The 14,362-nt window shown below is 59.3% G+C and carries 13 protein-coding genes; 6 read left to right on the top strand and 7 right to left on the bottom strand.

The features are described 5' to 3' along the window. Window positions 1-97 precede the first annotated feature (97 nt). The gene (locus KGB18_RS12265) at window positions 98-1,321 is read right to left on the bottom strand and encodes a DUF3422 domain-containing protein (RefSeq protein ID WP_223569980.1); all 1,224 of its coding nucleotides are present in this window, start codon (window positions 1,319-1,321) and stop codon (window positions 98-100) included. Window positions 1,322-1,688: 367 nt separating this feature from the next. On the opposite strand from KGB18_RS12265, the gene KGB18_RS12260 reads away from it, so the two are divergent. The 3 genes from KGB18_RS12260 (at window position 1,689) to KGB18_RS12250 (ending at window position 3,740) form a co-directional block, all read left to right on the top strand. Next, complete coding sequence (locus tag KGB18_RS12260; protein ID WP_123721812.1) at window positions 1,689-2,576, top strand: universal stress protein; 888 nt, start codon at window positions 1,689-1,691, stop codon at window positions 2,574-2,576. 81 nt (window positions 2,577-2,657) lie between these two features. Next, entirely contained in the window at window positions 2,658-3,335 is a 678-nt protein-coding gene (locus tag KGB18_RS12255; protein WP_201062148.1) for a phosphoribosyltransferase, read from the top strand. A gap of 75 nt (window positions 3,336-3,410) precedes the next feature. Next, window positions 3,411-3,740: a hypothetical protein gene (locus KGB18_RS12250; RefSeq protein WP_052963785.1), complete on the top strand. Its 330-nt coding sequence runs from the start codon at window positions 3,411-3,413 to the stop codon at window positions 3,738-3,740. A gap of 147 nt (window positions 3,741-3,887) precedes the next feature. Here KGB18_RS12250 and KGB18_RS12245 read toward each other — a convergent pair whose 3' ends face one another. After that, entirely contained in the window at window positions 3,888-4,790 is a 903-nt protein-coding gene (locus tag KGB18_RS12245; protein WP_123721814.1) for a LysR substrate-binding domain-containing protein, read from the bottom strand. A 106-nt stretch (window positions 4,791-4,896) separates the two neighbouring features. Here KGB18_RS12245 and KGB18_RS12240 point away from each other — a divergent pair, with 106 nt between their 5' ends. Both KGB18_RS12240 and KGB18_RS12235 read left to right on the top strand, forming a co-directional pair. Further along, window positions 4,897-6,294, top strand: coding sequence for an MFS transporter (locus KGB18_RS12240; protein WP_223569979.1), 1,398 nt, complete (start codon window positions 4,897-4,899; stop codon window positions 6,292-6,294). Beyond that, window positions 6,291-7,565: a glucarate dehydratase family protein gene (locus KGB18_RS12235; RefSeq protein WP_201062145.1), complete on the top strand. Its 1,275-nt coding sequence runs from the start codon at window positions 6,291-6,293 to the stop codon at window positions 7,563-7,565. The genes KGB18_RS12240 and KGB18_RS12235 overlap by 4 nt, the downstream gene beginning before the upstream one ends. Window positions 7,566-7,795: 230 nt before the next feature. Here KGB18_RS12235 and KGB18_RS12230 read toward each other — a convergent pair whose 3' ends face one another. Next, window positions 7,796-8,476, bottom strand: coding sequence for a glutathione S-transferase family protein (locus KGB18_RS12230; RefSeq protein WP_123721817.1), 681 nt, complete (start codon window positions 8,474-8,476; stop codon window positions 7,796-7,798). Window positions 8,477-8,751: 275 nt separating this feature from the next. Between KGB18_RS12230 and KGB18_RS12225 the strand changes: the two genes are divergently transcribed. Beyond that, window positions 8,752-9,669: an alpha/beta fold hydrolase gene (locus KGB18_RS12225; protein WP_123721818.1), complete on the top strand. Its 918-nt coding sequence runs from the start codon at window positions 8,752-8,754 to the stop codon at window positions 9,667-9,669. On the opposite strand, the gene KGB18_RS12220 is transcribed toward KGB18_RS12225, so the two are convergent. The 4 genes from KGB18_RS12220 to KGB18_RS12205 are packed head-to-tail and all read right to left on the bottom strand — an operon-like array spanning window position 9,646 to window position 14,265. Continuing rightward, entirely contained in the window at window positions 9,646-10,110 is a 465-nt protein-coding gene (locus tag KGB18_RS12220) for a response regulator (protein WP_007901111.1), read from the bottom strand. The two genes, KGB18_RS12225 and KGB18_RS12220, sit on opposite strands and share 24 nt — an antisense overlap. Further along, entirely contained in the window at window positions 10,107-12,434 is a 2,328-nt protein-coding gene (locus tag KGB18_RS12215; protein WP_201062144.1) for an ATP-binding protein, read from the bottom strand. The genes KGB18_RS12220 and KGB18_RS12215 overlap by 4 nt, the downstream gene beginning before the upstream one ends. Next, a complete protein-coding gene (locus tag KGB18_RS12210) occupies window positions 12,431-13,084 on the bottom strand; it encodes a response regulator (protein ID WP_123721820.1) in 654 nt (217 codons plus the stop codon). The genes KGB18_RS12215 and KGB18_RS12210 overlap by 4 nt, the downstream gene beginning before the upstream one ends. Then, window positions 13,081-14,265: a sensor histidine kinase gene (locus tag KGB18_RS12205; protein ID WP_123721821.1), complete on the bottom strand. Its 1,185-nt coding sequence runs from the start codon at window positions 14,263-14,265 to the stop codon at window positions 13,081-13,083. Before KGB18_RS12205 ends, KGB18_RS12210 begins: the two co-directional genes overlap by 4 nt. Between the last annotated feature and the right edge of the window lie 97 nt (window positions 14,266-14,362).

Raw genomic sequence — 14,362 nt, 5'->3', positions numbered from 1 at the left:
GGTTAAAACTGGAAAAGGCGATGTGTGCCCTGAGGGCTGGTAGTGCATGGCCCCTGGCGCATACGGCAATTATCGCGCAGGGGCGCTTTACGGTGGGTCAATGTTCTTTGGCTTTCCTGATCCTGATCAAAATAAACAGCAGGACACAGAGCGCGATCGGGGTCATGGCCAGCATGGCGTCTCTCGCGGAAATGTCCGCGCCCATGACGTGCAATCCCGAGTAGAGCAGCTTGAACAGGCTCAACAAGTAATAGGTGATGGCGATAATCGACAAGCCTTCGACCGCGCGCTGGATTTTGATTTGAGTATCGGCGCGGGCATTCAGGCTCTTCAGGATTTCCGAGTTCTGCTCTTCCATTTCGACCTGCACACGGGCCTGCAACAAGTCCCCGAGGTTGGCCACGCTTTCGGCCAGTTGCTCCAGGCGTTGTTCGGTGACGGCGCAGTATCTGACCGTGGGTTTAAAGCGTCTTTCGATGAAGATACCCAGTCGCTGGCAATCACCCACGTGGCTTTCGCGCAGTTCGCCCAAACGTTCGAAAACCAGTTGTGCATAGGCTTGGGTGGCGCTGAAGCGGTGTCGGGTTTTTGCGCTGCTGCTGACCACCTGCGCTGACAGGTTGGCAATGTCGGTCAGCAACGCTTTCGCATTCCCGGTATCGGGGCCGGCGTTACGTTCCGAAAGGTTTACCAGGGTCTTGTCGAAGACGTTGAGCTGAGTGCTCAAGGCTTTCGCGGTGATGAGTGAAAGCGAAGCCATCATTCGGTAGGTTTCGATTTCCAGCAGGCGGCGGATCATCCGTCCCAGCCGATACGCATTCAGGCGTTTATTAATGAACAGGAAACGGTTGGTGCCGTCGGCGCTCAGGCGAAAATCGCTCCAGACCGTCGCATCGCCTCCACCTATACAAGAGCCGCTAGGATCTTTGAATCCATAAACAGACAGATCGCCAGAGAAGGACGTATCAGTGCGCACCACAATCTGCACAGCGTTGATCATGTGCTGCATGAAGGGTTCGACCCGTTCCATCAAGGCTTTGGGTGGCGGGCTCCAGCATGGCTCGTGACTGGAGGAGGGTACCACCAGCGTCAGCGTCAGGAACTCCGCGTGCCGCTCCCACTTTAAGGCATGGCCCTCCAGTTCGGTGATGCCCTGGGCCGCATCCGGGTCGACCGGGCCGGGGCAGCAGCGACTCAGCAGAGTGTCGCACTGCCCGTCATTCGCCAGAAACGCCATATGAAATACATGGGCGGGCTCGTCGAAATACAGAGAAGGGCGCGCGTGCAACTCGTTGTGCAGGATCAGTCTTTGCGGATGCATGCTGTTTGGGCCATGTTGGAGTTGTTTGTTCTTGGGACAGGATGACGAATACCCGAGTCACAAACAAAACCTGGCGGTGCCCAATGCCAATCAGCCAAGCACGGAACCTGTGGGAGCGGGCTTGCCCGCGAAGGCGGAGTATCCGCCTACATCAGCGGTGCTACCTTTTCAGGCGAACGGCCATCACGGATGAGTCCGGCATGAGATGCACAGCACCGTTGTGAACTATTCTTCTCAAGTGGCCCCTGCAATGCCTCATTCAAGGAATTGATATAAATCAACGCTTAAGAGGCTTTAATGGCGGAGTCTGGGCCTGATGCTGGATTCTCGAGCCGGCGTCGAGGATCAACCTGTCTGGAGTCAGATCATGAGCCAGTATCAACGGTTATTGCTGATCATCAACCCGCTGCTGCGCCATTCGCCTGCGATAAACCATGGCGCCGCCCTGGCCAAGGCCAGCGGGGCGAGCTTGCACATTGCCGGCCTGATTCCCTCGTTGGACATTCTGTCGCTGCTCGAAGAAGGCGACCGCAAAATGGCCCGGGCGACCTACCTGCAGGAGCACCGCGACTGGCTCGATGAGCAGGCGGAAAAGATGCGAGGCCGGGGGATCGAGGTGACAACCGAAGTCGCATGGGCCGATAACATGCGTCAGGACATCCTTGACCATGTCACGCAAATGCAGCCCGATCTGTTGATCAAGCAAGTGCAGCATGAACCCGTGCTCAAGCGCGCGTTCTTCACGCCGCTGGATTGGCGTTTGTTGCGCCATTGCCCGGTCCCGGTTTATCTGGTGGGGGGTGAATGCCATGCCTTGCCGCAGAAGGTGGTGGCCGCGGTTGACGTGTCAGACACCGAGCCTTCGAACAATGAACTCAATGACCGGATCATCCTGCAGGCGTCGAGCCTTGCGCTGCAGTGCAATGCCGAGCTGCATCTGCTGTACGCGTGTGACATTTCGGCTGCCTTTCTGGCGGATATGGACGGCGGTCTGACGCTCGCGGAGCTTACCCGGGAGTTGCGCAGCGACCTGGAAAAGTCTTTTCTCCAGTTGGCCGCTCGGTTCGGTGTGACCGCTGACTGTCGGCATTTCATCATGGGGAACCCTGTATCAGTACTGAGCGAATTCACCAATGAGCATCAAGTGGATGTGATCGTGATGGGCAGAGCTCAATACCGTGGTCTGGAGCGGCTGCTTGGCAGCACGACGGAACATATTCTGTACCAGGTACCTTGCAGCATTCTGGCGGTCTAGGGGCGCACGCCCCTATTGGAATGATGGCCGCCGTCAAACGAACGCCCGTTTTTTGGGGCTCCCGCCCCAGGGAGGTTTCAAATGACTAGTCCTTCATTGCAAACCATCTTGCATGACCGGGTTGATGCCGGCCGAGGCCTGGTGGAACCGTTGCTTAAATACGCTAAAAGAGCCGACGTCATCGTCCTTGCCTTGCCCCGTGGCGGCGTTCCGGTCGCCTATGAAGTGGCCACGGCCCTGGAGGTTCGCCTGGACCTGATGCTGGTGCGCAAGCTGGGAGTACCGTCTCATCAGGAACTCGCCATGGGCGCGATTGCCAGCGGCGACATACGAATTGTCAATGACGATGTACTGAGGGCGAACGGTATCGATCAACGCACGCTCGATGGCGTTACTGCACGAGAAACCCAGGAATTATTGCGTCGCGAGCGTATATACCGGGCATCGCGCGCACCTGTGGCGCTCAAGGATCAGGTGGTGATTCTGATCGATGACGGCCTGGCGACAGGCGCCACGATGATGGCCGCGATACAGGCCGTGCGTCTGCAAGCGCCTTCTCGCATCGTCGTTGCCGTGCCGGTGGCACCTCTTGAGACGGCAGAGGCGCTGCGCGATGAAGTGGACGAGCTGATTTGCCCGCTGATCCCTGATTGGCTGATTTCGATCGGCCATTGGTACAAGGATTTTTCGCAGACATCGGACGAAGAAGTCATCGATCTTCTGCACCGGGCGTGGCAAAGAGAGCCAGCGATGAAATGAGGCGAACTGCTGGCCCCCCGATGTCCGTTTCGTTGTCAAACTTGCTTTCTTTTCAGAAGGTTAGGCATTGGCGATATGCGGACTTTGGTATGGATGGCTGCAACGTTTGTCCTGGTGACTCTCTCGCTTGAGGCTCAGGCAAAAGACCTGAGCAAGAACAGTCGTTTCGTCTGCAGCTGGGGCTCGGACATAGCTGCCGGCGCACAAGCGTCAAAGCTTTCCGGGCTCACGCTTTACGGGGCGCGCAGGAAACTGCAAGCGCGCAAATTTCCCCGGCCGTGGATGCGCATGACAGCCATGGGGATCACGGAACAAACCTATAACAGTCCCTCACGCCTCAAGCCTTCCGACATCAAGCAAACGTATTACGAGCAATGCATCAAGCATGAACTGGCGCAACGGTAGCCTGGAGGAGGGCTAATGTAGGAGCTGCCGAAGGCTGCGATCTTTTGCCTTTGGCGTCTGTTCAGACAACGAGTCGCCCGTTGGAAAGATCAAAAGATCGCAGCCTGCGGCAGCTCCTACGGGGGGCTCGTAACATACGCCGACAACTCACAAACCCCATCCCTCTCTGACAGCCTTTCGAATCCCCTCCAGCAACATCGCAAACGCCGGGTTGTCGTTGTTCTCGCGCCAGATCAAGTGCAGCTCACTCTGCACGCCTTCCCCCAGATCGATATCGCGAAACACCACGTTCTTGAACACGACACTGGTGGCGCAACGCGGCACCAGGGCCAGGCCCATTCCGGCGTTGACCAGAGCCAGGATGGTCAGGGACGAGCCGAGCCACTGCACATATTCCGGGGCGACGCGGGCCGAGCGAAGCATGCCGGTCAGCAGTTCGTTGAACGGCGGGTAAGCCGCATGGGAGTACATGAGGAAGGGTTGTGCGTCCAGGTCTTTGACGGACACGGTTTCGGCGCTGGCCAGCCGATGATTGTGGGGGACGGCCAACACGAAGGGTTCACGCACCAGGCATTCGGTGGCATAGCCCGGCTCGAGCAACGGCGCGCGGACGATGCCCAGATCGATCCGGCGGGCGCGAAGGGCTTCATGTTGCTGGTAGGTGTTCATCTCCGACAGATCGATTTTGACCTGAGGCTGTTTGAGCCGCGCTTCAGCGATGACCTTGGGCAGGAACTCGTAAACGGCGCTGCCGACGAAGCTGATGTTGACCGTACCGATGTCGCCTTCGGCGAAACGCCGGGCAGTCACGGCGGCTTGCTGAGCGCGCTCCAGCAGGTTCTGCGCTTCGATGAAGAAGGCGCGACCGGCGGCGGTCAAGGCGACGCTGCGCGTGCTGCGGGTGAACAACTCGACGCCCAGGTGGTGCTCCAACAATTGAATCTGGCGACTAAGAGGCGGTTGGGTCATGTTCAACCGTTCGGCGGCTCGGCGAAAGTTGAGTTCGGTGGCCACGGTGGTGAAGCAGCGCAGTTGCGTCAGTTCGAACATTGATCTAATCCGGGTATCAATCGAGTGCCAAGTTAGATTAGACGGGATCAATAGGCGCGTCCATGATCGGTTCTCCCCTAAAAAAACAATGAACGGGAGTCGCCCCTTGAATACCCATCAGAGTCCGCCGGACCCGACAGTCCTCGCCCGAGCAGCGGCCAAGGTCAAGCGCCATGTGCTGCCGCTGTTTGTGGTGATGTTCATCGTCAACTACATCGACCGGGTCAACATCGGCTTCGTGCGCAGTCACCTGGAAACCGACCTGGGCATTGGCGCCGCGGCCTATGGCTTGGGCGCCGGGCTGTTTTTCATCGGTTACGCGATCTTCGAAGTACCGTCCAATATGTTGCTGCAACGCTACGGTGCTCGCGCCTGGCTGACGCGCATCATGTTCACCTGGGGCGCGGCGGCGATGGCCATGGCCTTCGTGCGTGGCGAAACCAGCTTCTATGTACTGCGCTTCATTCTCGGCGCCGCCGAGGCGGGGTTTTTCCCCGGCATCATTTATTACTTCACCCAATGGCTACCGTCGACCGAGCGGGGCAAGGCCATGGCGATTTTCCTCAGTGGTTCGGCCATTGCCTCGGTGATTTCCGGTCCAGTGTCCGGCGCGCTGCTGCACGTCAACGGTCTCAGCCTGCATGGCTGGCAGTGGATGTTCCTGATTGAAGGCTTTGCTTCCATCGTGCTCTGTGGGTTTGTCTGGTTCTGGCTGCAATCCCATCCACGCGAGGCGAAATGGCTGAGCGTCGAAGAAAAGGACGCACTGGTAAGCGCCATTGCCCTGGAACAGCAGGCTCGCGAAGCCGTGCAGACGGTCAAACCGTCGATGTTCAAATTGCTCGCCGACCGGCAGATTGCGCTGTTCTGCTTTATCTACTTTTCCATCGCCCTGACGATTTATGGCGCCACGTTCTGGCTGCCCAGCATGATCAAGAAGATGGGTAATCTGGGCGACTTCCAGGTCGGCCTGTTCAACTCGATCCCGTGGATCATCTCCATCCTGGCGATGTATGGCTTCGCCGCCATGGCCAGTAAATGGAAATACCAGCAAGCCTGGGTGGCGGTGACGTTGGTGATTGCCGCGTTCGGCATGTTCATGTCGACCACCGGCGGGCCGATCTTCGCCTTCGTCGCCATCTGTTTTGCGGCCATTGGTTTCAAGGCGGCTTCAGCATTGTTCTGGCCGATTCCCCAGGGTTATCTGGATGCGCGCGTCGCTGCGGCAGTAATCGCTTTGATCAACTCCATCGGCAATCTCGGCGGCTTCGTGGCGCCAACCGCGTTCGGGTTCCTGGAGCAGACCACCGGTTCTATCGAAGGCGGTTTGTACGGCCTGGCGGCCACTTCGCTGGTCGCGGCCGTGGTGATCTTTTTTGCCCGCACTGCACCGCGTGGCGACACGCGCAGCTCGCTCACCGGTAAGCCGGTCGACGCCGCGGCACCGAAAAAACCTGTCAATCATCAAGCCTTGAATACCGAGCCAAAGGGAGCTGTCTCTTGAAAATCAAACGCGTCACCGTCACCCCCATTGCCTTCCGTGATCCGCCGCTGCTCAATGCCAGCGGTATTCACGAACCCTTCGCGCTGCGCTCGATCATCGAGATCGAGAGCGACAATGGCTACATCGGCCTGGGCGAAAGCTACGGCGACGCCCCGGCGCTGGCGATTCAACAGCAATTGCAAAATCAGTTGATCGGTCTCGACCCGTTCAACCTCAACCAGTTGCGCGCCATCGTGCAGGCCACCGTGGCGGCAAACAAAACCCCGAGCATCGCCGGTGCGGAACTGGCGCCCGGTTCTCACGCCAGCAAAGCAGTAAGCAACGCATATTCGGCGTTCGAAGTGGCGTTTCTCGATCTACAGGCGCATTCCCTGAATGTGCCGCTGGTGGACCTGCTGGGCGGGGCGATTCGTGATGAGGTGCCGTTCAGCGCCTATCTGTTCTTCAAGTACGCGCAACACATCGATTCACCGTACAAACCAGACAGCTGGGGCGAGGCGCTGAACGAAGAGCAGATCGTCGCCCAGGCTCGGCGCATGATCGAGGCCTACGGTTTCAAGAGCATCAAGCTCAAGGCCGGGGCACTGCCGCCGGAGCACGAAGTGTCGTGCATCAAGGCGTTGAAAAAAGCTTTTCCAGGTTACCCGCTGCGCATCGACCCGAACGGCAACTGGTCGCTGGAAACTTCGATTCGCATGGCAGAACTGCTGGGCGATGACCTGCAGTATTACGAAGACCCGACACCGGGTCTCGACGGCATGGCCGAGTTGCACAAACGCACCGGTCTGCCGCTGGCGACCAATATGGTAGTCACTGACTTTGATGAGTTCCGCCGCAGCGTGGCCCTGAACAGCGTGCAGATCGTGCTCGCCGACCATCATTACTGGGGTGGCCTGCGCGACACTCAGGCGTTGGCGAAAATGTGCGACACCTTCGGCCTTGGCGTGTCCATGCATTCCAATTCGCACCTTGGCATCAGCCTGATGGCCATGGCGCATGTCGCCGCCTCGGTGCCCAACCTCGATTACGCCTGCGACACTCATTACCCCTGGCAGGAACCGGACGAAGAGGTGATCAAGGGCGGCAAGCTGCCCATCGTCGATGGCTGCGTGAAAATCACCCGTGCGCCAGGGTTGGGCCTTGAGCTGGATCACGATCAATTGGGCAAGCTGCATGATCAATACCTGACCTGCGGCATTCGTCAGCGCGATGACGTGAAGCAGATGCAGCGTTACAAGCCGGACTGGAAGACGATCAAACCGCGTTTTTGATTTCGCATAGTCAGTTAAGTCATTTCGGCCGCAACCCACTTCTTGTAGCAGCTGGCGAAGCCTGCGTTCGGCTGCGTAGCAGTCGTAAACCCTGAGTGCACAGTGTGCCTGATGGACCGCAATGCCTGATTTTGCGACTGCTTCGCAGCCGAACGCAGGCTTCGCCAGCTGCTACAAGGCCGAAGCAGGCTTTGGCAGTTGCTACGGATCGCATTACAACCAATTGCTGGTCATGCATTGTCCGGCGCCTCACGAAACCGTTGCTCGATGGCATCCGCAAACGGGTACAACGAAAACCAGGGCCTGGCTTCGTCGATCACCCGCTGAAATGACGGTCTCTGTACCAACCTGTCGAAATAGGCGTTCAAGTGGCCGTAGTCGTCGGGGAACGGCACGAGCGTGCTGGCATAGAAAAGTGCCGGGGCGGCGGCGCAATCGGCCATGCTGAACTCCGGGCTGGCCACCCAGATTCTGGACGCCATCCGGCGATCGAGCATGCCGTACGCCGTTTCCAGTGTGGACCGCTCTCTGCTCAAATCACCGTTGGTCGCGTGTAGTCGATCACTGACAATCTGTTGCATCGGCACTTGTACATAATGGTCGAAGAAACGATCCCATAAGCGGACCTCCAGCGCGCTATCCCAATCGTCTGGAACCAGTCTGTGCTTGCCTGGATACCGTCGATCCAGGTACTCGATGATGATGCTGGACTCCGGCAGATTCCGCTGGTGAACATGGTCGCGAATAATCGGGAACTTTCCGATTGGCCACAATGCCCGAAGTTCTGCGCTGTCGGCAGCGTCCCCGAGATCGATGATTCTTCTCTCGAATTCGGTGCCGTTTTCGTAGAGCGCGATGAGCACTTTGTGGCAGAACGACGCCAGCGGATGGTAGTAAAGCGTCAGCGACATCTTTCAACTCCTCGGTGGATTGAGGGGGTAATGAACAATCATAGACGGATGTCGGTAGGGCGTCAGCGCCGCCACTTTCAAGCCTGCGTACTTGCAGACGGGAAAATCCCTGCTTAACTGTGAACCACTGGTCGGTTTGTGACTTGTTGGTCATGGCGTTCATCTCAGCGCCCTTGTACCGTTGTCGCTGGTTCTTGCTGTCAGGCTTGCCCGGAGGAAGCCGGATAGTCATTCACGCTGGGTGTTGATCCAATTTGTTCAAGGAAGAGAATGAAATGATGCTGAAGACTGCCATCGTCGAGATCGGTAAGAAGTACAAGGTTTATACCGAGCACTATCTCAACTCCGCCGCCGAAAAGACCATCATTCTGGTCAACGGCTCGCTGGCAACGACCGCATCCTTTGCTCAAACGGTGCGTTACCTGCGGCCACGTTTCAATGTGGTCCTCTACGATCAGCCCTACGCCGGGCAATCGAAACAACACAACCAGCATGACCAGCCGATCCGCAAGGAAGACGAGGCCGCAATCCTGCTGGAGTTGATCGAGCACTTTCGCGTGCAGCATGTACTGTCCTTTTCCTGGGGCGGGGCGGCGACTTTGCTGGCGCTGGCGCAGCGCCCACAACGAATCGAAAAGGCGGTGATCAGTTCATTCGCTGCGCGGATCAACACACCGATGCGCGATTATCTGGAGAGCGGCCGGGATTTTCTCCAGGCGTGCGATCGGCGCAATGTCGGGCGCTTGATCAACAGCACTATCGGCAAGCATCTGCCGTCGCTGTTCAAGCGTTTCAATGAGCGCCATGTCAGTAGCCTGGACGAACACGAATACCAACAGATGCATTTTCACGTCAATGAGGTGCTGACCCAGGACACTCACTGCTACGTTTCCTGTGCCGATGCCATCGAAGTTCCGCTGCTGTTTATCAACGGCGAACGGGATGAGTACACCTCGGTGGAAGACGCCCGTCTTTTTGCAGCTCATAGCCGTCATGCTCAGTTTCAGACCATCAAGAACGCCGGGCACTTCCTCGATATGGAACACCCGACGGCCTGGAATGACACCCAGCAGGCCTTGCTGGGCTTTCTGCAACCGGTCGCCAAAATACCGAGCCAGCCCCGTGACCTGACATTCAGTAGCAAAGCGTCAGTGATTCCGCCCCTTCAGTCAGCTAACTGGGTGCGGCTTTAACTGGCGCAGCAACTCGATCTGATCTGCCGGGACCAGGGTGCGCAAGGCTTTATACAGCGCGCGGGTTTCAAGCAGGTTCCAGACGCGCAGCATGGTTTCCAGGGCATCCAGTGGCTTGCTGATGAAGTCTTTGGCGCCCAGGGCCAGCGCGCGTAGTCGGGTATCGCGGGTGGCGTCAGCGGTGAGCACGAGGATCGGCAGGTATTCGCCGGTCGGGATGCGCCGGTTGAGTTGTTCCAGTACGGCAAAGCCGTCGAACTCCGGCATGTGCAGGTCAAGAATCACCAGGTCAGGCTCGAAGCTGTTGAACAGGTCCAGGGTTCGCAGCGGCTGGGTGCTGCTCAGTACATTGGTCAGCCCTTCGCGGACAAGCAGCTGCTCCATCAAATCGAGGTTGGGCCGTTGGTCGTCGATGATCAGAATGCGCAGGTCAGTGTTCACACGGGCTCCGGTAGATGCTGGTCAAGATGGGCGAGGAATGAAGGGATGTTAATCGGCTTGGTCAGCACCGCCGTCGCTCCCGCTTCCAGCAACGCCAGATGAGTGAGGTCGCTGGCATCGGCGGTGATCATCAGCACTGGAATGGCACGGGTGATTGAAGACTGGCGCAAGCGATGCAGAACATTGAAACCATCAAGATCCGGCAGCGCCACGTCGAGCAAAATCAGCTGCGGCGCATGTTGACGAGCCAGGTCCAGACCCATTTGCCCCTGCATACTTGAAAGCAACTGGATGTGCGGTCGTCGTTGCAGCAGGGTTTCGATCAGGGCCAGGCTCGAAAGATTGTCTTCGATGCACAGCACTTTGCCCTGGTAATCGGGGGCGGTGAGGGCGGCCGTAACCGTTGGGTGGCTGATGCGTGCCGCTGGCGGTTCGATGGCTGGCTGCAGGCGCACGAAGGGCAGTTCCAAGGTGAAACTGGAGCCTGCGCCGGGCTGGCTTTTTACGGTCAGGCTGCCGTTCATCATTTCCAGCAGACTCTTGCTCAAGGCCAGGCCCAGGCCGGTGCCTTCCACGTTCGGATCAGTCTCCAGGCGCTCGAACGGCTTGAACAGTTGCTCCAGTCGCTCGGCCGCAATGCCCTTGCCGGTATCGCAGACCGACACGGCAATTCGCTGTTGAATAACCCTGACTTCGATGTGCACCTGGCCCTGGGGCCGGTTGTATTTGATCGCGTTGGACAACAGGTTGAGCAGCACCTGAACCAGGCGTTGCCGATCAGCGACGATTCCGCTGTCGGCGGCCAGCATCGGCAGCTCAACCAGCTGAATGCCGGCGTCGCAGGCCATTGGGGACACCAGTGTCAGGGCTTCTTGCAGCACCACCGCCAAAGGCACGGCTTCAACGTTGAGTGGCAGGCGCCCGGCCTCGATCTTGGCGATGTCCAGCACCTCGTTGATCAAGGTCAGCAGGTGTTGCCCGGCCCTCAGGATGTGACCGATCTGCGCCCGCTGTCCCTTGGGCGAGTCCATGTCCAGCAGTTGCGCGAAGCCGAGAATAGAGTTGAGCGGGGTACGCAGTTCGTGGCTCATGCGCGACAGAAATTCACTTTTGGCGCGGCTGGCACGCTCGGCTTCTTCCCGTGCGGTGCTCAGCGCGATCTCGGCCGCACGGCGATCGGTGATGTCGCGGGTGATCTTGGAAAAACCGCGCAGGGCGCCACTGCTATCGTATTGCGCGGTAATTACCACACTGGCCCAGAAGCGGCTGCCATCCTTGCGACAACGCCACGCCTCTTCCATGTAATGACCGTCGCGAGTGGCCTCGCGTAGCGCCATGTCGGGATGCTGCGGGCATTCTTGCGACAGATAAAACACCGAGAAATGCTGGCCGACGATTTCTTGCTCCGTGTAACCCTTGATCCGTTCGGCGCCCGCATTCCAACTGGTAACGAAGCCCCGCGTGTCGAGGGCGAAAATACCGTAGTCCTTCACCCCGTCGATGATCAGCCGCAGGCGTTCTTCGTTGTCGCGCAACGCCCGTTCACGTTCGGCCAGCAACAGCCCGGCTTCGACCAGACGAGTGCCCAGTTGACCAATCTCATCGTTCTCCGGCGGTTGCGGCAGTAATGGCTGACCGAGTGCCAGCCGTTGTGCGTTGCCCTGGACCTGTTTGACCCGGGCGACGATGCCCTTGGACAGAAACAGTACCGCCACAATGGCGCCAAACAGCCCGCAAGCGGCGGCCAGCAGGGTAGAGAACAACAGGCGTTGTCGAGTGGAGGCGGCCGCCGCAGTACGTTCGGCCAGCAGCGTGTCTTCAAGGGTGCGCATAGCGCTGATGCGTTCGCGCAATTCGTCGAGGATGTGCTTGTTGTTGATCAGGATCGTGGTGATCGACTCGGGTGTGGCGCTGCGATCATCGAGCAGTTCAACCAGACCCTCGACCTTGGTGTCGATCAGCGGCGTGATCGCCTCCAGATGTTTACGCACTCGCTCATCGCGAACGTTGCTGTCGAGCCGGCGCAGGGCCGATTCGATCAAGGGCTTGGCTTGCCGATAACCCGGCAGGAAATCCTCGCGGCGGGTCAGCAGATAACCGCGCACGCTGGCGGCGGCCTCGGCGAGCAGGGTGTGCACCGCCTGAATGTCGCCTTGCACCAGCAGCACTCGGCGCACGTCCTCTTCCGCGCGTGCGGTCTGACGCTCGGTGATGTAGATCAGCACCAGCGAGAGCAACAGGATCACCAACGGCAGAGAAATCACCACGAGGGCTTTGCCGCGTAACGGCAGGTCGGCCCAGCGGCGAGCGCTTGAAACTTTCATGACTGGGTCACCAGGCCCAAGGCGATGCCACGGACAGCGGCCTGGGTTCGGTCGGCGGCGCCGAGTTTACCGATGACCCGTTCCACGTGGGCCTTGGCCGTTCCCGTGGTGATGCCGAGCTCTTCACCGATTTCACGGTTGCTGAAACCGCTGGCCACCAATCCGAGGACCTGGCGTTCGCGGGCAGTCAAGGTTTCGGCAGGGGCGGCGCCACTGGCGTTGCGTTCGGTCATGCGCCGTAGCAGACGGGCGCTCACGGCGCTATTGAGGGCTTCCTCACCCGCGGCGACGCGTTGCAGGGCGTTGATCACTTCATCGCGACTGGCGTCTTTGAGCAGGTAACCCACGGCACCGGCATTCATCGCCGCTTCCAGGTGATCCGGGCTGTCGTCCATGGTGAAGATCACCACTTTCAGGGCCGGCAGCCGCTGCTGAAGAATCCGCGCCGCGCCCAACCCGTTGAGCACGGGCATGCGAATGTCGAGGATGACGATGTCGGGCAGCAGGCGCTCGCACGCGTCTACTGCTTCCTGGCCATCGCGGGCCTGGCCGACCACTTCGAATTGCGGATGGCCCGCCAGCAGCGCGACGAAGCCGGTTCGGGTGACCTCATGATCGTCCGCCAGAACCAGACGTAAAACTTCAGTCATTGAGCTGTTCCATTGAGGTCGGAGGGCACGGTGGCGCGCAGTTGTGTTCCGCGGTGCGCATGGCTGACGCAGGTGAAATCACCTTCCAGCAGGCTCGCACGCTCCTGCATCGCGGCGAGCCCAAGGTGCCGGGCGCCGCAGGTGTCGAGTCGTTGTTCCATGGCAAAGCCTTTGCCGTTATCGTCCACCCGTAGCGAGGCCAGTCCTTCGTGCAACTCCAGCGCCAAGACCACGTGGCTGGCCTGTGCATGTTTGAGAATATTGTTGATGCCTTCCTGAGCAATCCGGAACAGGGCGATCTCCACCTGGCTGGGCAAGCGTGCTTCGCAACGCGCACTCCAGTTCACTTTGATCCCGGCGTCACGCAGGCGATCCGCTTCTTTGTCGACCGCCTTCAGCAAGCCAAAGTCGTCGAGCACGGTCGGGCGCAGGCCGCTGATCAATTGTCGGCCTTCACCGACACAATGCTGGGCCAACGCAAGAATCGTCTGTAAGTCCGCACCGAGTTCCTCGGGCAGTGGCGGGCAGCGACCGGCAAAACCTTGCAGGCGCTGATGCAACCCGGCGAGGGTTTGCGCCAGGCCGTCGTGCAGGTCGTAGGCCATGCGTTTGCGTTCGTCTTCCTGTGCCCTGAACAGCCGATGCACCAAATCGGACATGGTGCGTTCGCGGGCGACCAGTGCATCCAGCAGACGCTGGTTTTCCAGGTGTGCGGCCAGCAGGGTGGCGAGCAATTGCAGGGATTCGATGTCCTCGGTGTCCGGCGCACTGATGCTGACACTGTTGGCCAGCACCAACGCACCGAAGGCCGTGCCATCGCCACCGCGCAAAGGCACCCGCAGCACATTGGGCAGGATCGCGCTCGGCTGCTCCTGCCATTGCGGAGTGCGCATCGCGGTATTGGCCAGGTGTTCGAGGCTGTTTAAACGATCACGGTTGCCGTGACTGGCGGTGGTCCTGACCTGCGCATCCTCGTCCCATTCCAGCAACAGCGCGTGGTCCATCGCGAGGAAGGCACAGGCCCGTTGCAGCACGCGTTGGCGCATCGCTTCGGGGGCCAGTTGCGTCAGTTCCTGGCCGGTATCCACCAGCAGCCGCAGCCGCGCGGCGCGACTTTGCGATTGCCGATACTGGGTGCGAATGGCCAGGGCGCTGCCGGGGTCATGATCAGGAATTTGCATGGGCGGGTTCCGGCGCAGGCACGCCCGTTCGGGCAGGGGCGTCATTAAACCTTGTTAACGGGGCAGGGCGCTATCTGCCGAATGGCATAGGCAAATG

The organism is Pseudomonas sp. BF-R-26 (assembly GCF_019947395.1).
In the GTDB taxonomy this organism is placed as follows: Bacteria; Pseudomonadota; Gammaproteobacteria; order Pseudomonadales; family Pseudomonadaceae; genus Aquipseudomonas; species Aquipseudomonas farris.
Note: the sequence above shows the minus strand (reverse complement) of the source record. Positions and strands in the feature narration are given on the sequence as shown.

What these genes read in the sequence shown, in the direction of transcription:
- KGB18_RS12265 (WP_223569980.1), bottom strand. Translation starts at nt 1,321, where the DNA reads ATGCATCCGCAAAGACTGATCCTGCACAACGAGTTGCACGCGCGCCCT.
- KGB18_RS12260 (WP_123721812.1), top strand. Translation starts at nt 1,689, where the DNA reads ATGAGCCAGTATCAACGGTTATTGCTGATCATCAACCCGCTGCTGCGC.
- KGB18_RS12255 (WP_201062148.1), top strand. Translation starts at nt 2,658, where the DNA reads ATGACTAGTCCTTCATTGCAAACCATCTTGCATGACCGGGTTGATGCC.
- KGB18_RS12250 (WP_052963785.1), top strand. Translation starts at nt 3,411, where the DNA reads ATGCGGACTTTGGTATGGATGGCTGCAACGTTTGTCCTGGTGACTCTC.
- KGB18_RS12245 (WP_123721814.1), bottom strand. Translation starts at nt 4,790, where the DNA reads ATGTTCGAACTGACGCAACTGCGCTGCTTCACCACCGTGGCCACCGAA.
- KGB18_RS12230 (WP_123721817.1), bottom strand. Translation starts at nt 8,476, where the DNA reads ATGTCGCTGACGCTTTACTACCATCCGCTGGCGTCGTTCTGCCACAAA.
- KGB18_RS12225 (WP_123721818.1), top strand. Translation starts at nt 8,752, where the DNA reads ATGATGCTGAAGACTGCCATCGTCGAGATCGGTAAGAAGTACAAGGTT.
- KGB18_RS12215 (WP_201062144.1), bottom strand. Translation starts at nt 12,434, where the DNA reads ATGAAAGTTTCAAGCGCTCGCCGCTGGGCCGACCTGCCGTTACGCGGC.
- KGB18_RS12210 (WP_123721820.1), bottom strand. Translation starts at nt 13,084, where the DNA reads ATGACTGAAGTTTTACGTCTGGTTCTGGCGGACGATCATGAGGTCACC.
- KGB18_RS12205 (WP_123721821.1), bottom strand. Translation starts at nt 14,265, where the DNA reads ATGCAAATTCCTGATCATGACCCCGGCAGCGCCCTGGCCATTCGCACC.